Annotated in this window: 28 protein-coding genes; 13 read left to right on the top strand and 15 right to left on the bottom strand. The window is 62.9% G+C overall.

Going from position 1 to position 24,691, the window contains the following annotated elements; all coding sequences use genetic code 11:
* Nucleotides 1–2: 2 nt before the first annotated feature.
* The gene (locus NPS58_RS06890; RefSeq protein WP_274114606.1) at nt 3–1,328 is read right to left on the bottom strand and encodes an MFS transporter; all 1,326 of its coding nucleotides are present in this window, start codon (nt 1,326–1,328) and stop codon (nt 3–5) included.
* A gap of 87 nt (nt 1,329–1,415) precedes the next feature.
* Between NPS58_RS06890 and NPS58_RS06885 the strand changes: the two genes are divergently transcribed.
* Together NPS58_RS06885 and NPS58_RS06880 are read left to right on the top strand one after the other, a co-directional pair.
* On the top strand, nt 1,416–2,357 hold the full coding sequence (locus NPS58_RS06885; RefSeq protein WP_274114604.1) for a LysR family transcriptional regulator: 942 nt from the start codon (nt 1,416–1,418) through the stop codon (nt 2,355–2,357).
* A gap of 69 nt (nt 2,358–2,426) precedes the next feature.
* Entirely contained in the window at nt 2,427–3,542 is a 1,116-nt protein-coding gene (locus NPS58_RS06880; protein ID WP_274114602.1) for a toxin-antitoxin system YwqK family antitoxin, read from the top strand.
* Between the two features lie 55 nt (nt 3,543–3,597).
* Here the strand turns inward: NPS58_RS06880 and NPS58_RS06875 are convergent, their stop codons facing one another.
* Nucleotides 3,598–4,803 (bottom strand): RtcB family protein, encoded by a 1,206-nt coding sequence (locus tag NPS58_RS06875; RefSeq protein WP_274114600.1) that lies wholly within the window; start codon nt 4,801–4,803, stop codon nt 3,598–3,600.
* A gap of 326 nt (nt 4,804–5,129) precedes the next feature.
* On the opposite strand from NPS58_RS06875, the gene NPS58_RS06870 reads away from it, so the two are divergent.
* From NPS58_RS06870 to NPS58_RS06855, 4 genes are all read left to right on the top strand, one after another.
* Nucleotides 5,130–5,372 carry an exodeoxyribonuclease VII small subunit gene (locus tag NPS58_RS06870; protein ID WP_274114598.1) on the top strand — a complete coding sequence of 81 codons (243 nt, stop codon included), beginning with the start codon at nt 5,130–5,132 and terminating at the stop codon, nt 5,370–5,372.
* Nucleotides 5,369–6,256 carry a polyprenyl synthetase family protein gene (locus NPS58_RS06865; RefSeq protein WP_274114596.1) on the top strand — a complete coding sequence of 296 codons (888 nt, stop codon included), beginning with the start codon at nt 5,369–5,371 and terminating at the stop codon, nt 6,254–6,256. The genes NPS58_RS06870 and NPS58_RS06865 overlap by 4 nt, the downstream gene beginning before the upstream one ends.
* Nucleotides 6,257–6,387: 131 nt before the next feature.
* Nucleotides 6,388–8,286 carry a 1-deoxy-D-xylulose-5-phosphate synthase gene (gene dxs / locus NPS58_RS06860; RefSeq protein WP_274114594.1) on the top strand — a complete coding sequence of 633 codons (1,899 nt, stop codon included), beginning with the start codon at nt 6,388–6,390 and terminating at the stop codon, nt 8,284–8,286.
* Between the two features lie 77 nt (nt 8,287–8,363).
* Nucleotides 8,364–10,241: a TonB-dependent receptor domain-containing protein gene (locus NPS58_RS06855; protein WP_274114576.1), complete on the top strand. Its 1,878-nt coding sequence runs from the start codon at nt 8,364–8,366 to the stop codon at nt 10,239–10,241.
* Here the strand turns inward: NPS58_RS06855 and NPS58_RS06850 are convergent.
* The 12 genes from NPS58_RS06850 to nrdR form a co-directional block, all read right to left on the bottom strand.
* The gene (locus tag NPS58_RS06850) at nt 10,219–11,028 is read right to left on the bottom strand and encodes a cobalamin-binding protein (protein ID WP_274114574.1); all 810 of its coding nucleotides are present in this window, start codon (nt 11,026–11,028) and stop codon (nt 10,219–10,221) included. The genes NPS58_RS06855 and NPS58_RS06850 overlap by 23 nt on opposite strands.
* On the bottom strand, nt 11,028–11,447 hold the full coding sequence (locus NPS58_RS06845; RefSeq protein ID WP_274114572.1) for an MFS transporter: 420 nt from the start codon (nt 11,445–11,447) through the stop codon (nt 11,028–11,030). Before NPS58_RS06845 ends, NPS58_RS06850 begins: the two co-directional genes overlap by 1 nt.
* The gene (gene ribA / locus NPS58_RS06840; RefSeq protein WP_010222848.1) at nt 11,444–12,061 is read right to left on the bottom strand and encodes a GTP cyclohydrolase II; all 618 of its coding nucleotides are present in this window, start codon (nt 12,059–12,061) and stop codon (nt 11,444–11,446) included. Before ribA ends, NPS58_RS06845 begins: the two co-directional genes overlap by 4 nt.
* Before the next feature lie 112 nt (nt 12,062–12,173).
* The gene (locus NPS58_RS06835) at nt 12,174–12,926 is read right to left on the bottom strand and encodes a substrate-binding periplasmic protein (RefSeq protein ID WP_274114570.1); all 753 of its coding nucleotides are present in this window, start codon (nt 12,924–12,926) and stop codon (nt 12,174–12,176) included.
* A 12-nt stretch (nt 12,927–12,938) separates the two neighbouring features.
* On the bottom strand, nt 12,939–13,442 hold the full coding sequence (locus NPS58_RS06830; protein WP_028944443.1) for a phosphatidylglycerophosphatase A family protein: 504 nt from the start codon (nt 13,440–13,442) through the stop codon (nt 12,939–12,941).
* A complete protein-coding gene (gene thiL / locus NPS58_RS06825; protein ID WP_274114567.1) occupies nt 13,439–14,404 on the bottom strand; it encodes a thiamine-phosphate kinase in 966 nt (321 codons plus the stop codon). The genes NPS58_RS06830 and thiL overlap by 4 nt, the downstream gene beginning before the upstream one ends.
* Nucleotides 14,405–14,422: 18 nt before the next feature.
* A complete protein-coding gene (gene nusB, locus NPS58_RS06820; protein ID WP_028944445.1) occupies nt 14,423–14,923 on the bottom strand; it encodes a transcription antitermination factor NusB in 501 nt (166 codons plus the stop codon).
* Nucleotides 14,920–15,396, bottom strand: a complete 477-nt coding sequence (ribH, locus tag NPS58_RS06815) for a 6,7-dimethyl-8-ribityllumazine synthase (RefSeq protein WP_028944446.1) — start codon at nt 15,394–15,396, stop codon at nt 14,920–14,922. Before ribH ends, nusB begins: the two co-directional genes overlap by 4 nt.
* 89 nt (nt 15,397–15,485) lie before the next feature.
* The gene (gene ribBA, locus NPS58_RS06810) at nt 15,486–16,577 is read right to left on the bottom strand and encodes a bifunctional 3,4-dihydroxy-2-butanone-4-phosphate synthase/GTP cyclohydrolase II (RefSeq protein WP_274114566.1); all 1,092 of its coding nucleotides are present in this window, start codon (nt 16,575–16,577) and stop codon (nt 15,486–15,488) included.
* A gap of 18 nt (nt 16,578–16,595) precedes the next feature.
* The gene (locus tag NPS58_RS06805; protein ID WP_274114564.1) at nt 16,596–17,258 is read right to left on the bottom strand and encodes a riboflavin synthase; all 663 of its coding nucleotides are present in this window, start codon (nt 17,256–17,258) and stop codon (nt 16,596–16,598) included.
* Between the two features lie 45 nt (nt 17,259–17,303).
* Complete coding sequence (ribD, locus tag NPS58_RS06800; protein WP_274114562.1) at nt 17,304–18,434, bottom strand: bifunctional diaminohydroxyphosphoribosylaminopyrimidine deaminase/5-amino-6-(5-phosphoribosylamino)uracil reductase RibD; 1,131 nt, start codon at nt 18,432–18,434, stop codon at nt 17,304–17,306.
* A 2-nt stretch (nt 18,435–18,436) separates the two neighbouring features.
* Nucleotides 18,437–18,901: a transcriptional regulator NrdR gene (gene nrdR / locus NPS58_RS06795; protein WP_010222838.1), complete on the bottom strand. Its 465-nt coding sequence runs from the start codon at nt 18,899–18,901 to the stop codon at nt 18,437–18,439.
* Nucleotides 18,902–19,008: 107 nt separating this feature from the next.
* Between nrdR and NPS58_RS06790 the strand changes: the two genes are divergently transcribed.
* The 3 genes from NPS58_RS06790 to trxA are packed head-to-tail and all read left to right on the top strand — an operon-like array spanning nt 19,009 to nt 21,015.
* Nucleotides 19,009–19,452, top strand: a complete 444-nt coding sequence (locus NPS58_RS06790) for a hypothetical protein (RefSeq protein ID WP_274114560.1) — start codon at nt 19,009–19,011, stop codon at nt 19,450–19,452.
* On the top strand, nt 19,452–20,102 hold the full coding sequence (locus tag NPS58_RS06785; protein WP_274114558.1) for a class I SAM-dependent methyltransferase: 651 nt from the start codon (nt 19,452–19,454) through the stop codon (nt 20,100–20,102). Before NPS58_RS06790 ends, NPS58_RS06785 begins: the two co-directional genes overlap by 1 nt.
* A gap of 40 nt (nt 20,103–20,142) precedes the next feature.
* Nucleotides 20,143–21,015 carry a thioredoxin gene (trxA, locus tag NPS58_RS06780; RefSeq protein WP_274114556.1) on the top strand — a complete coding sequence of 291 codons (873 nt, stop codon included), beginning with the start codon at nt 20,143–20,145 and terminating at the stop codon, nt 21,013–21,015.
* Between the two features lie 52 nt (nt 21,016–21,067).
* Here trxA and NPS58_RS06775 read toward each other — a convergent pair whose 3' ends face one another.
* Nucleotides 21,068–21,415, bottom strand: a complete 348-nt coding sequence (locus NPS58_RS06775) for a hypothetical protein (RefSeq protein ID WP_274114554.1) — start codon at nt 21,413–21,415, stop codon at nt 21,068–21,070.
* A gap of 131 nt (nt 21,416–21,546) precedes the next feature.
* Here NPS58_RS06775 and NPS58_RS06770 point away from each other — a divergent pair, with 131 nt between their 5' ends.
* Genes NPS58_RS06770 through NPS58_RS06755 form a run of 4 tightly spaced genes read left to right on the top strand, consistent with a single transcriptional unit; the run spans nt 21,547 to nt 24,677 of the window.
* Nucleotides 21,547–22,122 carry a DUF2796 domain-containing protein gene (locus NPS58_RS06770; RefSeq protein WP_274114553.1) on the top strand — a complete coding sequence of 192 codons (576 nt, stop codon included), beginning with the start codon at nt 21,547–21,549 and terminating at the stop codon, nt 22,120–22,122.
* A gap of 46 nt (nt 22,123–22,168) precedes the next feature.
* A complete protein-coding gene (locus NPS58_RS06765; RefSeq protein ID WP_274114551.1) occupies nt 22,169–22,888 on the top strand; it encodes an ABC transporter ATP-binding protein in 720 nt (239 codons plus the stop codon).
* Entirely contained in the window at nt 22,888–24,153 is a 1,266-nt protein-coding gene (locus NPS58_RS06760; protein ID WP_274114549.1) for an ABC transporter permease, read from the top strand. The genes NPS58_RS06765 and NPS58_RS06760 overlap by 1 nt, the downstream gene beginning before the upstream one ends.
* Before the next feature lie 8 nt (nt 24,154–24,161).
* Nucleotides 24,162–24,677: a DUF3299 domain-containing protein gene (locus tag NPS58_RS06755; RefSeq protein WP_274114547.1), complete on the top strand. Its 516-nt coding sequence runs from the start codon at nt 24,162–24,164 to the stop codon at nt 24,675–24,677.
* The last annotated feature ends 14 nt before the right edge of the window (nt 24,678–24,691 follow it).

Here is a 24,691-nt window from a genome sequence, read left to right as displayed (position 1 = left end):
CATCAACCGCGCGTGATGTCGCGGTCCTTGGTTTCCGGCAACAGGAACCACAACACGATGAAGCAGATCAGCGAGACGCCGGCCAGATACGCAGCGGGGATGTTCGGGTTGTGGGTAGCCTGGATAAGAGCCACGGCAATGAACGGTCCTGGCCCGGCGAGCAGCGCCAGCGCGACGTTGTGCCCCACCGCGGCGCCAGTAGAGCGAATCGAAGCCGGGAACACTTCCACCAGCAGCACCACATCCATCACTGCGGTAATGGCCACCAGCACGGCCATGATCACCAGCCCGAGCAGGATCGCGGCGAAACTGCCGGTGTTCATCAGCAGGAATACCGGATAGGCCAGTAGCGTCAGCCCCGCCGCCGATGCCAGCACGAACGGGCGACGGCCAAAACGATCACTCAGGCGCCCCACGATGGGGTTGAACAGGGTGTAGAGCACCAGCGCCACACTGCACAACCACAGGGCGGTGGACTTGCCCAGGCCTACGGTTTGGGTCAGGTGGGTGTTGGCGTAGGTGATGAAGTAGTACAGCGACACGCCGAACAGCGCCGAGAAGGCGAAAGAAATCACGAAGGCTCGCTGCTTGGCCTGACGCGACACCGGCTCGAGGGCGTTGGTGGCACGCTTGTGCTCGAGCGCTTCATACACCGGCGTGTCGCCCAGCTTGCGGCGGATGTACATGGCCACACCGGCCATGACAATGGAGGCGACAAAAGGCACGCGCCAGCCCCACGCCATCAGGTCGGCATCCGACAGGCTCGCCGTGATGATCGCGGCGATAGCCGTACCACACAAAAATGCAGCCCCTGCGGTGCCCGTGATCACGCTCGCAGCCGTGGCACGGCGATTGGCCGGGGCGCTTTCTACGATGTAGATCCCGGCGCTGGACCACTCGCCCCCCACCATCATCCCCTGCAAGAAGCGCAAGGCCACCAACAGGATCGGTGCGGCGATACCAATGCTCGCGTAGTCGGGCAGCAGGCCGATCAGGGTGGTGGCCAGCCCCATGCCGAACACGGTGATGATCAACACGGCGCGACGCCCCAGCTTGTCACCTATCGGTCCGAGCACAACGGCGCCCAAGGGGCGTGAGAGGAAACCCACGGCGAAAACCGCCAGGGAGGACAGCAAGGAGACACCCGGTGCCGTGGAAGGAAAGAACAACTGCCCGATCACGGCGGCAAAGTAGCCGTAAATGGCAAAGTCGAACCATTCCATGAAGTTGCCAATGCCAACGGCAATGGCCCGCTTGCGCAGCTCTGCTGCGTCGCTTGATGAGACGGCGCGCTCACCTTTTACCGATTGCACTATTGAATCTTGCATCCCGAGCCACCTGTTTATTGTTGTGTTTACGCAGCTTGAGATTAAGAATGCGCAGGCAAATTAATCAAACGAATACTAGAGATAGCCATGATTAGTGTTGCTAATATCAGCAGGATCGACCTCAACCTGCTTATCGTTTTTCAGTGCCTGATGAACGAGCGCAGCGTGACCCGAACGGCGGCGGTGCTGCATGTCACCCAAGGGGCTGTAAGCTCCTCGCTGAAGCGCCTGCGCGAGCAGTTTCACGATGAGCTGTTCATCCGAACCGGGGCCGGCATGGTGCCCACGCGAAGGGCGTTGGAGATCGCCCCGAAAGTGACCGAAGCGCTGACTGCGGTGGCCGCCATCGTGGACAAACGCCCGCAGTTTTCTGCCGAATCGTCCACGCGGGTGTTCAACATCGCACTGTCGGATGACATTGAAAGCTACCTGTCACCCAGGCTGGTCAATGAAGCAAAGGCCCGCGGGCTCTCGGTGAAATTCGCCTTTCACCAAAGCAACAGCTCGCTGTGGAAAGCATCGCTGGCAGACCCGGACATCGACCTGGTGCTGTGCTCCGAACCCAAGGAACTCACCTCGCACTACAGCTCGCAGGTATTGTTCTCGTCGTCCTATTCCTGCTTGTACGACGGCCCCCGGCTCAACTTGAAAAGCCCGCTCACCCGGGATGAATACCTCATGCACGAGCATGTGAGGATTTCCTTCGATGGCCGCCGCGGCTTCGTGGACGACCTACTGGAAAGCGAAGGCGTCGCCCGCCGCGTATCGGCGTCGTTCACCCATTTCAGTGGTGCCTTGGCAACCCTGGTGCACAGTGACGTGATCGCCACCCTGCCTACCTTCGCGGCGCTGTCTTATGCGCGAATCGCACGCTTGACCGTAAGCCCGGTACCCATTTTCGTCCCGGCGTTCCGGGTGTTCATGGTCTGGGACGTGGAACACAATGACGACCCGCACAACCGCTGGCTACGCAGCTTCATCATCGATACCACCCAGGAGCTACAGCGCGGCTCACTCACTCCGAGCTGAATGACCGGTTACAGGCGCCATTACATTGACATCACTCGTCGTAGCCTCGAAACTTCCCGGCTCCTCAAGATGCTCATCGATATGGAATACAACATGAGAAATCTACTTGTAGCCGCTTTAAGTGCCGTTGTGCTCACTGGCTGTACTGCCGAAATCGACAACGCCGAAGTGATGACCAGAAACGGCCTGATCTACAAGTACGCAGACACTGATCCCTTCAGTGGCCGAGTCATCAATATGCCAATCGGCCTGCCAGGCATTCCAGCCCTCTGTAACACTCAAATAGAAAAGGGACGCTACAGCGGCAAAAGCGAATGTTTCTATAACGCTCAGAAGGTTTACGAAGTCGAGTACGCGGCAGGCAATAAGAACGGCACGGAAACTGTCTACGACGCCAAGTCAGGTACCAGACTATCGGTCAAGAACTGGAAGAACGGTCGCCAGGACGGCGTTGCCGAGGAGTACCAGAACGGCGTAATGACGCATCAACAAACGTTCGCAGAGGGCAAGCCTGATGGCAAGGAAACCCGCTGGAGCACCGATGGAAGCAAGGTGCTTACCGAACTCAGCTGGAACGATGGCAAGAAATTCAGCGGCTACGAGACCGACTCAGGAGGCAAGCACAGCTACGCCAACGGCCAACTGCACGGCGCACAGATTAAATACGGCTACTTTGTCGGCAGCCTGAAGACCTACGTAGAAGCAGAACAGAACTACAAAGACGGCCAGCTGGATGGTGTACAGAAGGCTTATAAAAACACGCTGCACACCGAACTTGTCCAGCAGGCCTCCGAAGTAGTCTACGAAAATGGTACCGCTGTTTCTGGATGGGTCAGGCAGTTCAGTCCGCTGGATGGAACGTTGCTCCAGGAAATAAAGCTCGTGCGTACCGAGCAAGCCGAGGATGAGGACTTCTACAGCGATTATCCGGGCAACCTCGTTCCTGACGGGCACATCCAGTCGTACAGCCCGCAAACCGGCCAGCTTGAAGGCGACGAACGCTGGGTCAATGGCGTGAAGGAGACCGCATCGCCTGGGCTCGCCACGGTTGCAGCGGTCTCTACCGAGACCTGCCAGGATGCCTGGATGAGCGCTTATCGCGCGGAAGTCGGTGAAGACGCGATGATCAACAACGAGCAACTTGGTGAATGGGAACAATGGTGCGCCGAAGGCAAGTTGCCTTGACGGCCACGGCTGAACGGGCATTGAACGAGGGCAGCTCCAGCGCTGCCCTCATTGCCTAACCCTTGACGCACACCACCTGCCGCAACGTATGCACCACCTCCACCAGATCACGCTGCGCCTGCATCACCGCATCAATATCCTTGTAGGCCATGGGAATCTCATCGATCACGTCCTTGTCTTTCCGACACTCGACGTGAGCAGTGGCGCGCACCTGATCCTGCACCGTGAACTGCTGCCTGGCCCTGGTGCGGCTCATCACGCGCCCCGCCCCATGGCTGCAGGAACAGAACGATTCCGGATTGCCCAGGCCGCGAACGATGAAGCTTTTCGCGCCCATCGAGCCTGGAATGATGCCCATCTGCCCCTTTTGCGCTGACACCGCGCCCTTGCGGGTCACCAGGATGTCCTCGCCGAAGTGCCGTTCGCGCTGCACATAGTTGTGATGGCAGTTCACCGCCTCAAGGCTGGCATCAAAAGGTTTGCCCAGTACCTGGCGCGCGGCACCGATCACCGCGTGCATCATCAGGGCGCGGTTCTGGCGGGCAAAGTCCTGGGCCCATTCGACGGCTTCGACATAGTCGGCAAAATGCCGGCTGCCTTCTTTGAAGTAGGCCAGGTCTTTATCCGGGAGATTGGCGATGTGCTGGCGCATGTCGGCCTGGGCCAGTTGGATAAACAGGTTGCCAATGGCATTGCCCACGCCGCGCGAGCCACTGTGGAGCATGAACCAGACGCGCTCGGCTTCATCCAGGCAGACCTCGATGAAGTGATTGCCGCCGCCCAGGGTGCCCAGGTGCGCACGGTTGTTGGTGCGTTCCAGCGTGGGGTATTTGTCGGTAATGGACTTGAAGCGCGTGGCGAGATCCTGCCAGGCACGATCGGCGTGCGCCGGCACCTTGTCCCAGGCACCCTGGTCGCGGCGGCCGAAGGTCTTGCCGTGGGGGACGGCCTGCTCGATGGCGCTGCGCAAGCGGTGCAGGTTGTCTGGCAAGTCGCGGGCATGCAGCGAGGTGCACGCGGCGATCATGCCGCAGCCGATGTCCACACCCACGGCCGCAGGGATGATCGCGCCCAGGGTGGGGATCACACTGCCGATGGTCGAGCCTTTGCCCAGATGCACATCGGGCATCACCGCCAGATGCTTGAAGATAAACGGCATTCTGGCGGTGTTGAACAGTTGCTGGCGGGCTTCGGCTTCCACCGGCACGCCTTGGGTCCAGAGCTTGATCGGTTTGCCGTCAGCCACTTCCAGCAGGTTCATGTCATACCCCTGAGCTCGTCCCGAAGACACGCTCGCTACCTCGGTTGAACGGATTGCGTTGCAAAAAATTTACAGTACAACAGACAGCGTCTAAGGTGTATTTCAGAGGACCGAATCGCGGCTGGCAAAACGCCAGCCGGCACATGCTGAGCAGGTGCCTTCCGGCATCTGGATTTGCCTCTTTTCGAGGGCCGGGATGACGACTCCATGGGGCGCCGCAAGCCAACCCGGAGTCGTCCCCGCCTCTCCTTTTCCCCTGTCGATTTGCTCCCCCCGCCCTGCTCTGCTAGTGTCGCGCCGTTTATACCGCCACCGAGACAGCCGCCATGGCCCGAAAAAAAGCCTCTATTGATTTCGAGCAATCCCTCGCCGATCTGCAAACCCTGGTCGAGCGCCTGGAGAACGGTGAGCTGTCGCTGGAAGATTCGCTGGCCGCGTTCGAGCAAGGAATCAGCCTGACCCGCGATTGCCAGAGTGCACTGGCCCAGGCCGAGCAGAAGGTCCAGGTGCTGCTGGAGCGCGATGGTGAACTGGCTGCAGAACCTTTCGATGCGGACCAGGCAGAATGATTGCTCAGTACCAGGCCAACAGCCAGGCCCGCGTCGACGCGGCACTCGAACAACTGTTCGTGGCACCCTCGCCCGAACTGGATCGCCTGTACGCGGCCATGCGCTACAGCGTCATGAACGGCGGCAAGCGGGTGCGCCCGCTGCTTGCCTACGCCGCCTGCGAGGCCCTTGGCATAGCGCCTGAGCACGCCAACGGCGCCGCCTGCGCCGTGGAGCTGATTCACGCCTACTCGCTGGTACATGACGACCTGCCGGCCATGGACGATGACGACTTGCGCCGCGGCCAGCCAACCACCCACAAAGCCTTCGACGAAGCCTGCGCGATCCTCGCCGGTGACGGCCTGCAGAGCCTGGCCTTCCATGCCTTGCTCGACCCGCAGTTGAGCCCGCAAACCGACACGATCCGCCTGGCCATGGTCCAGACCCTGGCCCTGGCCGCAGGCCCGGCCGGCATGGTCGGCGGCCAGGCCATCGACCTCGGCTCTGTAGGGCTCAAGCTTGACCAGACCGCCCTTGAGTTCATGCACCGGCACAAGACCGGCGCTCTGATCGAGGCCAGCGTCCGTCTCGGCGCCCTGGCCAGTGCCCGCGCCGACCAGCTCCAGTTGCAAGCCCTGCAGACCTACGCCCGGGCCATCGGCCTGGCCTTCCAGGTGCAGGACGATATTCTCGATGTCGAAAGCGATACCGAAACCCTGGGCAAACGCCAGGGCGCCGATATCGCCCGGGACAAGCCGACCTACCCCGCGCTGCTCGGGCTGGACGCCGCCAAGGCCTACGCCCTGGAATTGCGCGACCAGGCCTTGCATGCCCTGCGGCCATTTGACGCGGCAGCTGAACCGCTGCGCGAATTGGCGCGGTATATCGTCGAGCGCCGTAATTAAGGCCTGTTGCGCGGCAAGCTCGCCCCCACACACTCTGTAGGAGCGGGCTTGCCCCGCGAAGCGCCCAAACGGGCAGCCATTACCGCAATAAGGTAAACTGCCGCCTCTTCACACCTATAACGATTCGCCTGATGCCCACGACGTTTCAAGAGATCCCCCGCGAACGCCCGGTCACGCCGCTGCTTGACCGTGCCGATACGCCCGCCGGCCTGCGCCGTCTGGCCGAAGCCGATCTGGAGAGCCTGGCCGACGAACTGCGCCAGGAACTGCTCTATACCGTTGGTCAGACCGGCGGGCATTTCGGTGCCGGCCTGGGCGTCATCGAGCTGACGATTGCCCTGCACTACGTCTTCGATACCCCGGACGACCGCCTGGTGTGGGACGTCGGCCATCAGGCATACCCGCACAAGATCCTCACCGGTCGCCGCCAGCGCATGAACACCCTGCGCCAGAAGGACGGCCTGGCCGCCTTCCCGCGCCGCGCCGAAAGCGAGTACGACACCTTTGGCGTCGGTCACTCCAGCACCTCGATCAGTGCAGCGCTGGGCATGGCCATAGCCGCCCGCCTGCAGAATGATCCGCGCAAGTCCATTGCTGTGATCGGTGACGGTGCGCTGACCGCGGGCATGGCGTTCGAGGCGTTGAACCACGCCCAGGAAGTCGACGCCGACATGCTGGTGATCCTCAACGACAACGACATGTCGATCTCACGCAATGTCGGTGGCCTGTCCAACTACCTGGCCAAGATCCTTTCCAGCCGTACTTATTCGAGCATGCGCGAAGGCAGCAAGAAGGTGCTCTCGCGCCTGCCCGGCGCCTGGGAAATTGCCCGCCGCACCGAAGAGTACGCCAAGGGCATGCTGGTCCCTGGCACCCTGTTCGAAGAGCTGGGCTGGAACTACATCGGCCCAATCGACGGCCACGACCTGCCAACCCTGATCACCACCCTGCGCAACATGCGCGACCTCAAGGGGCCGCAGTTCCTGCACGTGGTGACCAAGAAGGGCAAGGGTTTCGCCCCGGCCGAAGTCGATCCGATCGGCTATCACGCCATCACCAAGCTCGAGCCTGTGGATGCACCGGCGGCGGCACCGAAAAAATCCGCTGGTCCAAAGTATTCCGCGGTGTTCGGCCAGTGGCTGTGTGACATGGCCGCAGCCGATGAGCGCCTGGTCGGCATCACCCCCGCCATGAAGGAAGGCTCGGACCTGGTCGCCTTCAGCGAACGCTACCCGGACCGCTACTTCGACGTCGCCATTGCCGAGCAGCACGCCGTGACCCTGGCAGCCGGCATGGCCTGCGAAGGTGCCAAGCCGGTGGTGGCGATCTACTCGACCTTCCTGCAGCGCGCCTACGATCAATTGATCCATGACGTTGCCGTACAGAACCTCGACGTACTGTTCGCCATCGACCGTGCCGGCCTGGTGGGCGAAGACGGCCCGACCCATGCGGGCAGCTTCGATTTGTCGTTCCTGCGCTGCATCCCCGGCATGCTGGTGATGACCCCAAGCGACGAGAACGAACTGCGCAAGATGCTCAGCACCGGCCACCTGTACAACGGCCCGGCGGCCGTTCGCTACCCGCGCGGCACCGGCCCGAACGCGGCCATCGAGAGCAACCTCGAGCCGCTGGAAATCGGCAAGGGTGTGTTACGCCGCCAAGGCAGCAAGGTTGCCTTGCTGGTCTTCGGTGTACAGCTGGCAGAGGCGCTGAAAGTGGCCGAAGGCCTGGACGCCACCGTGGTCGACATGCGCTTCGTCAAACCGCTGGATGAAGCCCTGGTACGTGAAATCGCCGCCAGCCATGAGCTGCTGGTGACCATCGAAGAGAACGCCATCATGGGTGGCGCCGGCGCTGCGGTCAGCGAGTTCCTCGCCCGCGAAGCCGTGCTCAAGCCGGTGCTTCACCTGGGCTTGCCGGACGTGTATGTCGAGCACGCCAAGCCTGCGCAGATGCTGGCCGAATGCGGGCTGGATGTAGCCGGTATCGACGCCGCGGTACGCGAGCGTATGCAACTGCTTGGTCTTTGAGACCTGATCGCGGGGCAAGCCCGCTCCTACGGCAGAATGTAGGAGCGGGCTTGCCCCGCGATAGTTTTGGAACTGCCATGAAGCTCCTTCGCCTTTCTCTCCTGCTGTGCCTGCCCCCCCCCCTCCTGGCAGACCCCATCGACCGCGACAGCGCCCTGAAGCTGCCCAACACACTGATCAGCGCCAACCGCCAGGTCGAGGACCGCACGCAAACCAGTGCCGCCAACACGGTATTCACCCGCGACGACATCGACCGCCTGCAACCCTCCAGCGTCACTGATCTGCTGAGCCGGGTGCCGGGTGTACAGGTCGCGCCAACAGGCGGACGCGGCAGCGTACCGGGCATCTACATCCGTGGCAGCAAGACGGCCCAAAGCCTGGTGTTGGTGGACGGCGTACGCATCGCCAATGCCACCTCCGGCGATAGCGGCCTGCAGTTTCTCAACGTCGACCAGATAGAGCGGGTGGAAGTACTGCGTGGTTCTCGTTCGGCGGTCTATGGCAGCGACGCCATTGGCGGGGTGATCCAGATCTTCACCCGGCGTAGTGCCCAGCAAGGTCTACAACCGCGCCTGCGCTTGGCCGCCGGCAGCAACCAGAGCTGGGAGCGCGGCCTGGGGCTTTCCGGTGGCGATCGGAACACCCGCTTCAACCTCGGCGCCAGTGTGGATGAAAGCGCCGGTATTGACTGGAGCCACACCTCCTACCCTAGCGATGGCGACCATGATGCGTACCGCAACAAGTCGTTCAACCTGAGCCTGAGCCACAGTTTCAACGACAACGTCGAGGCCGGCCTGAACCTGCTCGACAGCCGTGGCCGCAGTGAATACGACAACCCGTACGGCCGCTTCGACATGGACACATTCCAGAGCTTTGGCCAGGCCCCCTATACCGACTACACCGTCAGCAGCCTGGGTACCTACCTCGGTGCCCAGCTCAACGAACACTGGTACTCGCGCCTGGAACTGGGCCACAGCGAGAACCGCGATAAAAAGCGCGACAAACTCAGCAACGACGCCAGCGAGTTCAATACCTACCGTGACTCGGCCAGTTGGCAGAACGACCTGACGTTCGACGAGCAGAACAGCCTGATGATCGGTGCCGACTGGTATCAGGACCGCGTCCACGGCAGTACCGATTTTGATGAAGACAGCCGCTGGAACCGGGCGGCCTTCGTCCAGCACCGTTTCAAGGGCGAGTGGTTCTCCACAGAGCTTGGCTTGCGCCGCGACCAGAACCAGCAGTTCGGCGGACAGAACACCTGGAGCGGCAGCCTGACCCTGCCGCTCGATGCGGACAACGACCTGCTGATGTCCTACAGCGAAGGGTTCCGCGCCCCGACCTTCAACGACCTTTACTATCCCCAGTACAGCAATCCGAACCTCAAGCCCGAACGCTCGAAAAGCTACGAGTTGCAATGGCGCAGCCAGCTGACTGAAGAAAGCCGCCTTGAAGCCTCGATCTACCGCACCGACCTGCGTGACGCGATCATCTTCGGCGCCGACTCGATTCCCCGCAATGTGGCGTCGGCCCGGGTCAATGGCTTCGAAGCAGCCTTGCATCAAACCTGGTTGGGTTGGCAGAGCAACCTCGGCCTGGCACTGATCGATCCCCGCGACCGCGACAGTGGCCATACCCTGGCCCGTCGCGCCCGCCGCACCTTGAGCCTTGATCTGGACCGCCAGTATGACCAGTTCGGCCTCGGTGCCAGCTGGCAAGCGGTCAGCAGCAGTTTTGACGACGAAGCCAATCGCAACAGGATTGGCGGTTACGGCCTGCTCGGCCTGCGCAGCAGTTGGGCGCTGAATCCTGAGGTAAAGCTGGAGCTCAAGGTCGACAATCTGTTGGACAAGGCCTATTCGCGCGCGTTGTATAGCTATGAAGGCACGCAGTATGGCTACCGCGAAGAAGGCCGCACCTGGCTGCTCGGCGTTACCTGGACACCGGCGCTTTAGTCGCGATCAACTGACACAATCGCGCCGTCGCTTCGATCATCTGCCCGCTGGGTCGCTCCAGGCCCTTGTCCGGCACTTGCAACAGGCGCCCGTTGCGCACGGCATCGACCTGCGGCCAGGCCTTCCAGGCGTCGAGCTGGGCCTGGTCGCCGGCCAGAATCACCTGCGGATCTTGCAACAAAACTGACTCCACACTGACCTGTGGCGCAGGCAGCGTCTGCTCGGCGAACACATTGCGAGCGCCGCACACCGCCAATGCGTCGCTGACGATCTGCCCGCCACCGACGGTGTACAACGGTTTGTCCCAGACCTGATAGAACACCCGCAACGGCTGCTCGCGGTGATAACGCTCGCGCAATCCCTGCACCTGTTCACGCAGCTGCTGCGCACGCCTTTGTCCCTGCTCAGCCCTTCCGAGCTGCGCGCCAATCGCCTCGATCTGCTCGATCAATTCATCGATGCCATGGGGCTCGGCGCTATAGGTGGCGATGCCCAGGCGCTTGAGCTGGTCACGCTGGGCCGCTGGCACGCTGTCGGGCCAGAGCAGCAACAGGTCCGGCTTGAGGCTGAGCAGACGCTCCATGTCGATCTGGCCATAGCGCCCCACCGACGGCAGCGCTGCCAGGGCGGCCGGGCGCTCGCCGCCGTCGAGCACACCCACCAGCAGATCCGTGGCATGCAGCTCGACAACGATTTCCGACAGGGAGGGGGCCAGGCTGACCACCCGAGGGGCGGCCGCCAGCGGCAGGGCCAGTGCCAGCAATGCCAGCAGCAGAGCGCCGCGCATCAGCCGAGCTGACGCGGGATACGGTAGAGGTACAGCAGCACCGCGCTGGAAATGGCCAGGAGGATCTGCGGCACAGCTTCCAGGCCGACGAATACCGACAGGGCCGAGACCCAGGCCGGCAGGCAGGCGAACAGCATGCTCAGGCGCCGGACACGGGCCAGTTCGACCCAGGCCGCCGGTTCTTCAGGGCTATTGAGGGCTTTCTGGGTGGCGATCAGCGCCCGCTTGTAGGCACCGAAACGAGGCAGGCTCAGAAACATCGAAGCCACACCGGCGATGAACACCGGCATGGCCAGGATAGGGATCAGCGCCTGGATGCCACCGAAAGCCCAGGCAAACACCAGCAAAGGTGCCAGCGCCACTACCAGGTACTGCCACCAGGCCAGTTCCAGACGGCGTTTAACCTGCCCCCGGGTCACGCCCGACCGGCCTCACCCTGGTGCTCGTTGCCCATCATGTGGCCGAGCTTGCCGGCCTTGGTGGCCAGGTAGTGCTTGTTGTGCGGGTTATGGCCGGTGTGCAGTGGCACACGCTCGGCCACCGGGATGCCCATACCGGTCAGCGCCTTGACCTTGCGCGGATTGTTGGTCATCAGTCGCAGCGACTTGACGCCCAGGTGCTCGAGCATCGGCTGGCACATGCCATAGTCGCGCTGGTCGGCAGCAAAGCCCAGGCGCTCGTTGGCCTCGACGGTATCGGCGCCGCCATCTTGCAGCTCATAGGCACGGATCTTGTTCAAAAGGCCGATGCCACGACCTTCCTGGCGCAGGTACAACAGCACGCCACGGCCTTCGCGGGCGATGGCCTGCAGGGCGGCTTCAAGCTGGGAGCCACAGTCGCAACGCTGGCTGAACAAGGCATCGCCGGTCAGGCATTCGGAATGCAGGCGCCCCAGTACCGGTTGCCCGTCGGCCACATCACCCAGGCTGAGCACAACGTGCTCGCGGCCGGTGGCTTCATCGAGAAAACCGTGCATGGTGAAAGTCGCAAAGGGGGTAGGCAGCTTGGAAGCGGCAACAAAGACGACGGGCACGTTGTGCTCCTGATCAGTAACTTGAAAATTGACGTGGGCGATTGTATCAGCAGCGCCGCCGTGCTGCTTAGGCTGAATTATTGGCCATACCGATCCAGAAGTTTGATAACACCTACCGTGAGGTACTGGCCTCATCGAACGGATAGGGTTGCTGCCAGTGTTTGAAGATCGCCCGCAACTCGCCACTGGCCACCAGTTTGTCCATGCGCTGGTCGAACAAGGCGCGCAGCGCTTCGCCTTTGCCGGTGTGCGAAAAAGCCAGGAACAACGGCAGCTCGACCAGGTGCGTACGGCGAAACTCCCCGGGCTCGCTCGCCTGGTTGAGCACATAGTCGACTTCGGTCAGGGCATCGATGTAGAAGTCCACCCGGTCATGCTCAAGCATCGGCAGGATGCCTTCGCGGCGCTGGATTTCACGGAAATGATCGACGTTGGGCAGGTAGTTCTGATAGTCATAGCCCCGCACCCAGGCCAGGCGATACTGGCCAAGGTTGCTCAAGGTGGGTAGCGGTTTGCTCGCCAGCCCCAGGGCATAGATGTGATCCAGGTCGAAGTGCCAGCGCGGGTAGAGGTTTTCAGGCTCTTCCTCTTTATAGGAACCGACCCAGGCATCGGCCTCGCCACGCTTGACCAGGCCGACCGCTCGACTATAGGGAACGCTCTGGATACGGACGCTGACACCCGCAGGCTCGAACACCTTGCGCAGGACGTCCCAGGCCAGGCCCGAGCCATCGGCGTTGGTGTAGTCGAGCCACTCCTCGCTGACCAGATGGATCTGTGCAGGTGTCGCAGGTGACGACTCCGCCGCCCGCACCACGCCTGCCACCAGGACCAACAGCAACAGCCCCAATCGCCATCCAGTCATCGCCTTACTCCCTTAAGTAAAACTCCATACCAGAACTTGCATGCCCAACCAGGCGAACACCCCCGCCAGCACATCGTCGAGCATGATACCGACGCCGCCATGCACATGCCGGTCAACCCAGCGAATCGGCCAGGGCTTGAGGATGTCGAAGAAACGGAACATCAAAAAGCCCGCCAACAACCATTGCCACCCTTCGGGCACCAGCCACAGGGTGATCCACATGCCGACCATCTCGTCCCAGACAATGCCTTCGTGGTCATGCACACGCAAGTCATCGGCAACCTTGCCGCACAGCCAGAAGCCGAACAGCATGGTCAGGCCGAGCATCAGCCAATAGCCCCAGTCGGGCAACATCTGCCACAACGGGATGAAGGGTAGAGCGACCAGTGAACCCCAGGTTCCCGGTGCCTTGGGCAAGGTCCCGGAGCCGAAGCCAAAGGCCAGAAAATGCCACGGATTACGCCAGACCGACGGCGGAACGTTCTCCGCAGGCACCTGATTGGGGTGATCGGTCACAGTTGCTCCCTAAAATGTTGATAACCCCGTGTTGTAGGGGTGATGTCTTGCCCTTGGCCATCCACCAGGCTGACGCCAGAACCAGTGATTGCACGGCCCACCACCCGGATCGACCAGCCAGCCGCCAGCAAAGGTGCAAGCTCGGCTTCGGGCAGGGTGAAGGCCAGGACGTAGTCGTCGCCACCGGTCAGCGCGGCATGCTGGGCACCTTCACGCCCCAACAGCGCCTGCAACGCAGCAGACAACGGTAGTCGATCCAGCTCGACCTGCAGGGCCAGTTGCGACGCCTTGGCGATATGCCCGCAATCGGCCAGCAGGCCATCGGAGATATCCAGCGCCGCTGTCGCCTTGCCGCGCAGCGCCTGCCCCAGCGCGAACTGAGGCTTGGGCGACCAGTAATGGGCGAGCAGCGGGTCGGCAATGGCTGCATCGGCCTGACGCTCACCCAACACCAGCGGCAAGGCTCCGGCGGCATTGCCCAGCTCGCCGCCGACACACAGCAGGTCACCGGCACGAGCAGCGCCGCGGGTCAGGGCCTGGCCTGCCGGCACCCGGCCGAACACGGTCATGGTCAGGCTCAAGGGGCCACGGGTAGTGTCGCCCCCGATCAGGCTGAGCCGGCAGGCCTGGGCCATCTGGTTCAAGCCCCGGGCATAGGCTTGCAGCCAGTCGGCGCGCACCTCTGGCAGGGTCAGGGCAAGGGTAAAGCCGATTGGGGTGGCCCCCATGGCAGCCAGGTCACTGGCGGCTACAGCCAGCGAACGCTGACCGAGCAGAAAAGGATCGCAGACAGCCGGGAAATGCACCCCGGCCACCAGCGTGTCGGTGGAGATCGCCACCTGTTCGCCAGGCGGCAGGCTGAGCAAGGCGCAATCGTCGCCAATGCCCAGTGCGACCGCTTCGCCGCCTTGCGCACAGGGCGCGGCAGCGAAGTAGTGGCGAATCAGCTCGAACTCACCCATCAGCAGCAAGCGCCAGGATCAGCGCTTGAACGCCTTGACTTCGGCTTCACGAAGCCGTGGAGCCAGCTTGTCGAGCACACCGTTGACGAACTTGTGTCCGTCAGTGGCACCGAACACCTTGGCCAGCTCGACGCCTTCGTTGATAACGACGCGATACGGTACATCGGCGCGCATCATGAACTCCCAGGTGGACAGGCGCAGAACCGCCAGTTCAACCGGGTCGAGCTCTTCGAGCGCCAGGTCCAGGCACGGCTTGAGCGCTTCGTCGATCTCCGCCTTTTTCACCGGAACCCCATGAAGGATTTCGCGGAAGTAGGCACCGTCGACATCGGTGAAATCGTTATCGACCCGGAACTGCGCTTCGATCTCGTTCAGCGACTGCTTGGCCATGTGCCACTGATACAGGGCCTGAGTCGCGAGCTGACGGGCTTCGCGACGCTTGGCGCTCTTCGATGGTTTGCCAGCATCCGCAGGTTTTGGATCGCGCGGGTTGAAACGATCGCTTTCGTCGCTAATCACTTGGCCTCCAACTGCGCCAGCAGGCTGACCATTTCCAGAGCGGACAGGGCAGCTTCGGCGCCTTTGTTGCCGGCTTTGGTGCCGGAACGCTCAATGGCCTGTTCGATCGAGTCGACTGTCAGGACACCGAAGGCAACCGGTACGCCGAACTCCATGGACACCTGGGCCAGGCCCTTGGTGCACTCGCCCGCCACGTATTCGAAATGCGGGGTACCGCCACGGATCACGGCGCCCAGGGCGATGATCGCGGCGTATTCGCTTTGCTGGGCGACTTTCTGTGCCACCAGCGGGATTTCAAAGGCACCCGGGGCACGGATGATGGTGATGTCGCTTTCGCTGACACCGTGGCGAACCAGGGCGTCAACTGCACCGCTCACCAGGCTTTCGACGACGAAGCTGTTGAAGCGGCCAACCACCAAAGCATAGCGACCTTTGGGGGCAATGAAGGTACCTTCGATGGTCTTCAGGGTCATTGCGGAGTTCTCATCTTAAAGAGCCAGGCCGCAAATAGGCGGCCTGTGAGGGTTTGGGACACGAATGGCAGCGCGACAAACCGCCTGCTTTATTCGGAGGGCACGTATTCTACAACTTCCAGATCGAATCCGGATATCGCATTGAACTTCATTGGCGAACTCATCAGGCGCATTTTGCGTACGCCCAGGTCGCGCAGAATCTGCGAACCGGCACCGACAGTGCTGTAGGTGGTCGGGGTTTTGGCCTGGGAAGCCTCGGCGCTTTCCCGGATATGCGCCAGCAGCACATCGCCGTCGAGCGGATGACCGAGCAGCAGCACGACACCGCTGCCGGCCTCTGCAACCGCGCTCATGGCGGCGCGCAGGCTCCAGCGCCCCGGTTGCTTGACCATCAGCAGGTCGCGCAGCGGGTCCATGTTGTGAACCCGTACCAGGGTCGGTTCTTCGGCGCAGATGTCGCCCAGGGTCAGGGCCATGTGCACGTCGCCTTCGACCGAGTCACGGTAGGTGACCAGGTTGAAATGACCCAGCTCGCTGTCCAGCGGCTGCTCGGAAACCCGCTGAACGGTACGTTCGTGGATCATCCGGTAGTGGATCAGGTCGGCAATGGTGCCGATCTTGATGTTGTGCTCGGCGGCGAAGGCTTCGAGTTCCGGGCGACGGGACATGGTGCCGTCGTCGTTCATCACCTCGCAGATCACCCCGCTCGGCTCAAAGCCGGCCATGCGCGCCAGGTCGCAGGCCGCTTCGGTGTGGCCGGCGCGGGCCAGGGTACCGCCAGGCTGGGCCATCAGCGGGAAGATGTGGCCAGGGCTGACGATGTCTTCGGCCTTGGCATCGCGCGCAGCGGCCGCTTGCACGGTGCGCGCGCGGTCAGCGGCGGAGATGCCGGTGGTCACGCCTTCGGCGGCTTCGATCGAGACGGTGAACTTGGTGCCGAAGCCCGATCCGTTACGCGGTGCCATCAGCGGCAGCTTGAGCGTTTCGCAACGCTCGCGCGACATCGGCATGCAGATCAGGCCACGGGCGTGCTTGGCCATGAAGTTGATGTGCTCGGCCTTGCAGCACTCGGCGGCCATGATCAGGTCGCCTTCGTTCTCGCGGTCTTCGTCATCCATGAGGATGACCATTTTGCCCTGGCGGATGTCTTCTACCAGTTCTTCGATGCTGTTGAGCGCCACGCGGCACCCCCTTTCAAATCAGGATTTCAGGTAGCCGTTGGCGGCCAGGAAACTTTCGGTGATGCCGCCGGTGCTCGGCTCGGCGGCCTTGTCACCCAGCAGCAAGCGCTCCAGGTAACGGGCCAGCAGGTCGACCTCAAGGTTTACCCGACGACCTGGACGGTAGTCGGCCATGATGGTTTCGGCCAGGGTGTGCGGGACGATGGTCAGTTCGAACTCGGCGCCATCGACAACGTTGACGGTCAGGCTGGTGCCATCGACCGTGATCGAGCCCTTGTGGGCGATGTACTTGGCCAGTTCCTTGGGGGCTCGAATGCGGAACTGGATGGCGCGGGCGTTATCGCTGCGCGAAACCACTTCGCCGACGCCGTCGACGTGACCGCTGACCAGGTGCCCACCCAGGCGGGTGGTCGGTGTCAGGGCTTTTTCCAGGTTGACCCGGCTGCCGCTTTTCAGGTCGTCGAACGCGGTGCAATCCAGCGTTTCGCGGCTGACGTCAGCCCAGAAGCCATCGCCTGGCAGCTCGACCGCGGTCAGGCAGACACCGTTGACGGCGATGCTGTCGCCAAGTTTGACGTCGCCCAGATCGAGCTTGCCGGTTTCGACATACACCCGCACATCACCGCCTTTGGGGGTGAGCGAACGGATGCTGCCAATCGATTCGATGATGCCGGTGAACATGAAGTCCTCCTGGGGAACGGGGCTGCGCAGGGCGCTAGCCGCAAATTATACGCCGGCCGCGGGGTTCGGCACTGCAGTGACTCGCCAGTCATCGCCTACTGCGCGCATTTCGGTAATTTTCAAGGGTACTGCTTCGTTCATGTGGTTCAGCGGCAAGTCCAGCAAAGGCCGGGCACTGGAGCCCAGGAACTTGGCGGCGACAAAAATCTGGTATTGATCGATCAGGCCGCGCTGGGCAAAAGCCCCGACCAGGCCGGCACCGGCCTCAAGCAACACTTCATTGACGCCCCGGCCGGCCAGCTCATGCAGCAGCGCAGGCAGATCGACCTTGCCGCCCTCGCCCGGCAGGCTCAGCAGCTCGTGGCCGGCATCGGCGTAGCGCGGATCGACGGCACATGCCGTCACCACCAGCGCAGGGCCTGCCTTGAAGAAGGGTGCATCCAGCGGCAGGCGCAGGCGCCCGTCGATCAGTACGCGCAACGGCGGGCGCGCCAGGGCCAGGGCGGTGGTCTGTTCATCCAGGCCCAGCTCATCGCCGCGCACGGTCATCCGTGCGTTGTCGGCCAGCACGCTTTGGGCACTGGTCAGCACCACGCTCGAGCGGGCACGCAGGCGCTGGACTGCAGAGCGGGCAGCAGGCCCGGTGATCCACTGGCTCTCGCCATTGGCCATGGCCGTACGACCATCCAGGCTCATCGCCAGCTTGGCGCGAACAAATGGCAGGCCGAACTCCATACGCTTCAGAAAGCCCGGGTTCAGCGCCCGCGCCTCGGCTTCCAGCACACCGCTGGCCACCTCGATACCCACTTCGGCCAGACGCTTGAGCCCCTGCCCCGCCACTTGCGGGTTGGGGTCCTGCATGGCGGCAACCACCCGCGCCACACCGGCCTTGACCAGCGCCTCGGCACAAGGCGGCGTGCGCCCGTGGTGGCTGCAGGGTTCAAGGGTCACGTAGGCGCAGGCGCCGCGGGCCAGTTCACCGGCCTGGCGCAGGGCATGGACTTCGGCATGGGGTTCGCCAGCGCGCACATGCCAGCCTTCGCCGACGATCTGGCCGTCGCGGGCAATCACGCAGCCTACGCGCGGATTCGGGTGAGTCGAGTACAGGCCCTTGCGGGCCAACTCCAGGGCCCGGGACATATAGTAGGCGTCGAGTACCGCGCGTTCGCTGGACATGCTCACTCTTTAGCCGGCACACGGGCCAGGCGGTCGATTTCTTCACGGAACTCGTTGAGGTCCTGGAAGCGCCGGTAGACAGAGGCAAAGCGGATATAGGCCACTTCATCGAGCTTTTGCAGCTCGGCCATGACCAACTCACCGACAACCAGCGACTTGATCTCGCGCTCGCCAGTGGCTCGCAGCTTGTGCTTGATGTGCGCCAGCGCCGCTTCCAGGCGCTCGACGCTGACCGGACGTTTTTCCAGGGCGCGCTGCATTCCGGCGCGCAGCTTTTCTTCGTCGAAGGGCTGGCGGCTGCCGTCTTGCTTGATCAGACGGGGCAGCACCAGTTCGGCGGTCTCGAAGGTGGTGAAGCGCTCACCGCAGGCTACGCATTCGCGCCGACGGCGCACTTGCTCGCCCTCGGCGACCAGTCGCGAGTCGATGACCTTGGTGTCGTTGGCACCGCAGAAGGGACAGTGCATGGTGGCAGGCAACAAAAAAAGGGAGGGCCATGGTAGCGCATCCCACTGGCAAGACAAGCCAAAGGGGTTACCATCCACTGAGGAAATACACCGCGAAGGAATTCCCCATGCCATTTCGAGCGCTCGTTGTGCTCAGTTGTGCCGCCTTGCTGGTGGCCTGCAGCAGTGACAAATCCCAACCTGCACCCGCACCGAAAGCCCCGGTCGCCAGCAAGACCAAGGAGCTGGGCCCCTTGCCTGCCTATCAGCGCGAACTGAGCGGCACCCTGCTCAACATCCCTGCTGGCGCCGAAGTCGAACTGGCCCTGCTGGTCATCGATGACCGCGGTCGGCCACAACGCCTGCTCGCCAATAGCACGCTGAACGGCAACGGCCTGGACCTGCCCTATCAATTGCGCTTCAACCCCGAGGCCTTTCCCGCCGGCGCCCGGGTCGAGTTGCGTGGCCGCGCCAGCAAATCCGGGCAACTGATCCTGCACCTGCCGCCGGTACGTATCTCCCAGGCCCAGTCCCAGGCCACCGGCCCGCTGCGCTTTGAAAAGGCGCCATGATGGCCCCTGCCCCCCTGCAACTAGCCCTTGGCGAGCTGCTCGGCGACGCCCGCCTGGTGGTCAGCGAGCTGCCTGAGTGCGCGCTCAAACTGTGGCTGATCGACGCGCAGAACATGGACCGCGAGTTCAGCCCCGAAGAAACCCGGCGCATCCTCCACGAGCCACCTTACTGGAGTTTTTGCTGGGCCAGCGGCCTGGCGATGGCGCGCTACCTGGCCAAGCACCCCGAGTGGGTGGCCGGTAAGCGGGTGCTGGATTTTGGCGCGGGCTCCGGCATCGCCGGCATTGCCGCCGCACGGGCCGGCGCGCTGGAGGTAGTGGCCTGCGACCTGGACCCGCTGGCGCTGGATGCCTGCCGGGCCAACGCTGCACTCAATGGCGTGGAGCTGAGCTACTCCAGCGACTTTTTTCAGGAGGCCGACCGCTTCGACCTGATTCTGGTGGCGGATGTGCTGTATGACCGGGCCAACCTGCCGCTGCTCGATGCGTTCCTCAGCCGAGGCCGCCAGGCACTGGTGGCCGACTCGCGCGTCCGGGACTTCAGTCACCCGTTGTACCAGCCGCTGGGCGTGCTTGAAGCCCTGACCTTGCCAGACCTGGCCGAGCCCCACGAATTCCGCCGGGTCAGCCTGTACCACGCCAGCCGCTGAGCTTTATAGTGATGCCATTCACCGATTTTCGAGAGTTGTGATGAGCCAAGACACCCCCTACGTTTTCGATACCACCGTTGCCGATTTCGATCAGTTGGTGATCGCCAACTCCCACCACAAACCGGTACTGGTGGATTTCTGGGCCGAGTGGTGCGCGCCGTGCAAAGCGCTGATGCCGCTGCTTGCGCAGATCACCGAGAGCTACCAGGGCGAGCTGTTGCTGGCCAAGGTCAACTGCGACATCGAGCAGGACATCGTCGCCCGCTTTGGCATCCGCAGCCTGCCCACCGTGGTGCTGTTCAAGGATGGCCAGCCGGTGGACGGCTTTGCCGGCGCCCAGCCTGAGTCGGCCATCCGCGCCCTGCTCGAGCCCCATGTGCAAATGCCCCCGCCTGCCGCTGCCGACCCTCTGGAGCTGGCCCAGGGACTGTTCGCCGATGGTCGATTCAGCGAAGCCGAAGCCACCCTCAAGGCCTTGCTCGGTGAAGACAACAGCAACGCCGGCGCGCTGATCCTGTATGCCCGTTGCCTGGCCGAACGCGGCGAACTGGGTGAAGCGCAGACCGTACTGGACGCGGTCAAGAGTGATGAGCACAAGGCCGCCCTTGCAGGTGCCAAGGCCCAGCTGACCTTCCTGCGCCAGGCTGCCAATCTGCCGGAAGTCGCTGACTTGAAGGCGCGTCTGGCGCAGAACGGCGAAGACGATGAAGCAGCTTATCAGCTGTGCATCAAGCAGCTGTCGCGTCAGCAGTACGAAGCGGCGCTGGACGGCTTGCTGAAGCTGTTCAGCCGTAACCGGGGCTACGAGGGCGGACTGCCGCACAAGACACTGCTGCAGGTGTTCGAGCTGTTGGGCAACGATCATCCGCTGGTGGGGACGTACCGCCGCAAGTTGTTTGCTGCCTTGTATTGATTCTGCAGGCGCATCGCGGGGCGAGCCCGCTCCTACACCCCGCGATGACGGGTCACCCCACCCAGTGATATACCGGCGCATCTGCGCCGCTTTCCACCTTCACTTCGGCACTGTGGCGCAAGCGCACCAGCAGGCGCTTGCCCGCCGCGGTGTTACCTGCCAGCCCTTCCAGCTGTTCAAGCAACGCGGGGCCATTGAGCTGCCCCGCCTTGCGCAGCACGTCCCGTGCGGCCTGCCACAGCGCATCGTCCGGGCGCGTGTTGGGTAATGACGCGGCTGCAGCGGCAGTGGCAACCGGCGCCACAGCCGTGAGTTGGCCACCCAGTTGCGCCCATTCCGCGGGGTCCAGTTCCAGGGTCAGGTCCACCGGCCAGTCGCCGATATGTCCACGAATTCGCACGGTCTTTTCCTCTGCTCAGTGACGGGCTCCATGCTCCCACGCTGACGATCTGCCGCCAAGCACGCTGGCATGCACGGAACAAGTTGTTATAACATCACAAAATCATACTCGTGCCCTCGTGGAGTTTGCCCATGCGTCGTCTGCTGCTTGCCTTGCCGTTCGCGTTGTTACCCCTGGCCATCGCTCATGCCCATGAAGATCACGACCATGACCACGATCATGCCCACGGCAGCCTCGCCGCACATGAGCACGGGGTTGCCCGTCTCAATGTAGCCCTCGATGGCAAGGCGTTGGAACTGGAGCTGGAAAGCCCGGCGATGAACCTGGTTGGCTTCGAGCACACCGCCAGCAGCGATGCCGACAAGGCCAAGGTCGCCGCCGCACGCGCCCAGCTGGAAAAGCCCCTGGCCCTGTTCGCCCTGGCCAAGGCGGCCAACTGCAGCGAGTCTGACCAGGCGCTTGAAAGCCCGCTGTTTGGTGACAAGCCGGCAGCCGATGACGACGGCCATGCACACGAAGCCGGCCACAGCGAGGTCCATGCGCATTACCGGCTCGTCTGCGCGAAGCCCGAGCATCTCACCACCCTGGACCTGGGCCCACTGTTCAAAGCCTTTCCCGCTACCCAGAAAATTCAGCTACAACTGATCGGGCCCAATGGCCAGCAGGGTGTCGAAGCGACCCCGGCCAACGCCTCGATCACCTTCTGACCGCCCTTTTGCAGCGAAGCGCCCGGGGTAACCCGGGCGTTCATTTATGAGCCAGGCACTGATTGAACTGACCGACCTGGGCTTTGCCTGGCCGGGCCAAGCCCCCTTGCTGGATATCCCCACCTTGCGCCTTGAGGCCGGTGAATCACTGTTTCTCAAAGGTCCCAGCGGCAGCGGCAAGACCACCCTGCTCGGTCTGCTGGGCGGGGTTCAAAAACCCGACCGCGGCAGCGTCCGCCTGCTCGGCCAGGACCTGAGCGAGTTGAAACTGGCCGCCCGCGATCGCTTTCGGGTCGACCACACCGGCTACATCTTCCAGCAGTTCAACCTGCTGCCGTTTCTCTCGGTACGAGAAAACGTCGAATTGCCCTGCCGCTTCTCACGCAGCCGCGCGCACCGCGCATGCGAACGCCATGGCAGCATCGACCAGGCCGCCGCCACACTCCTTGCCCACCTGGGCCTGAAAGACCCGGCCCTGCTCGCTCGCCGCGCCGACAGTTTGTCTATCGGCCAGCAGCAGCGCGTTGCCGCCGCTCGTGCGCTGATCGGCCAGCCGGAGCTGGTGATCGCCGACGAGCCTACTTCGGCCCTCGATGCCGACACCCGCGAAGCCTTCATTCGCCTGTTGTTCGCCGAATGCCGGGACGCCGGCTCCAGCCTGTTGTTCGTCAGTCACGATCAGAGCCTGGCCCCGCTGTTCGATCGCCAGCTGTCACTGGCCGAACTCAACCGCGCGGCCGTTGCGGCCAATGACCTGGAGGCCTGATGTACCTGCTTCGTCTTGCCCTGGCGAGCCTCGCCAATCGCCGCTTTACCGCCTTCCTGACCGCCTTCGCCATCGCCCTCTCGGTGTGCCTGCTGCTGGCCGTGGAACGCGTGCGTACCGAAGCCCGCGCCAGCTTTGCCAGCACCATCAGCGGCACCGACCTGATTGTCGGCGCCCGTTCCGGCTCGGTGAATCTGCTGCTGTATTCGGTGTTCCGTATCGGCAATGCCACCAACAACATTCGTTGGGACAGCTATGAGCACTACGCCAATGACAAACGCGTGAAATGGGCCATTCCCATCTCGCTCGGTGATTCCCATCGCGGCTATCGGGTGATGGGTACCACCGCCAGTTACTTCGAGCATTACCAGTACGGTCGCAAACAGAATTTGCAACTGGCCCAGGGCCGACCTTTCGCCACCGATCCGTTCGAAGTGGTATTGGGTGCCGAAGTCGCCGATGCCTTGCACTACAAGCTGGGCGACAAACTGGTACTGGCCCACGGCGTGGCCGCCATCAGCCTGGTCAAGCACGACGATAAGCCCTTCACCGTGGTCGGTGTGCTGCAACGTACCGGCACGCCGGTGGACCGCACCCTGCATATCAGCCTGGGCGGCATGGAGGCGATCCACATCGACTGGCACAACGGCGTTCCCGCTCGTGGTGCCGGCAAGGTCAGCGCCGAGCAGGCGCGCAACATGGACCTTGCACCTGCGGCCATCACCGCGTTCATGCTGGGCCTGAACAACAAGATCGCCACCTTCAGCCTACAGCGCGAGATCAATGAGTTTCGTGGCGAACCGTTATTGGCGATTCTCCCAGGCGTCGCCCTGCAGGAGTTGTGGAGCCTGATGGGCACGGCCGAGCAGGCCTTGTTCGTGGTTTCGTTGTTTGTGGTGCTGACCGGCCTGATCGGCATGCTCACGGCCATTCTCACCAGCCTGAACGAGCGGCGACGAGAGATGGCCATCCTGCGCTCGGTCGGCGCTCGCCCGTGGCACATTGCCGGGCTGCTGGTGCTCGAGGCGCTGGCCCTGGCCCTGGCCGGTATCGCCGCTGGCCTGGGCCTGCTGTACCTGGGCATCGCCCTGGCCCAAGGCTATGTACAAGCCAACTACGGACTGTTCCTGCCGCTGGCCTGGCCCAGCGCGCACGAATGGAGCCTGTTGGCGATTATTCTGGGCGCCGCGCTGCTGATGGGTAGCGTGCCGGCCTGGCGTGCCTACCGGCAATCCTTGGCCGATGGCCTGTCCATACACCTGTGAGAATTTCGATGCCGCGCCTTTTGCCGTTGATCCTGCTGCTGGTGGCCACTTCTTCATGGGCGGGCGAGCCACGTACGTTGGAATGGTCGCAACTGATTCCCAGTGGCGCGCCGGTAATCCAGGCGCAGTTGGCGCCGATGCATGACCTCGCGCAACTGAGCGACGCGTTGGCCTCGGAGTCAGCGCCAGCGGCTCAGCAGCAAGTGCCGAACGCCCCTGTGGTCAAGGCCCTGGATGGCCAACACGTGAAGTTGCCGGGCTACATCGTGCCCCTGGAAGTCAGTGAAGAGGGGCGCACCACCGAGTTCCTGCTGGTGCCCTACTACGGCGCCTGCATCCATGTGCCGCCACCACCGTCGAACCAGATCGTGCATATCGTCAGCGAAATGGGGGTCAGGGTCGAGGACCTGTATCAACCCTACTGGATCGAAGGGCAGTTGCAGGTGAAGAACACCAGCAGCGAACTGGCCGATGCCGGCTACCAGATGGATGCCGAGAAAATCTACGCGTATGAACTGGAGTGAGTGCTCTGTAGCAC

It is taken from the genome of Pseudomonas putida (assembly GCF_028682455.1).
GTDB classification, from domain to species: Bacteria; Pseudomonadota; Gammaproteobacteria; order Pseudomonadales; family Pseudomonadaceae; genus Aquipseudomonas; species Aquipseudomonas putida_AA.
The sequence above is the reverse complement of the archived record's forward strand: the minus strand, read 5'-3'. Positions and strand labels throughout refer to the sequence as shown.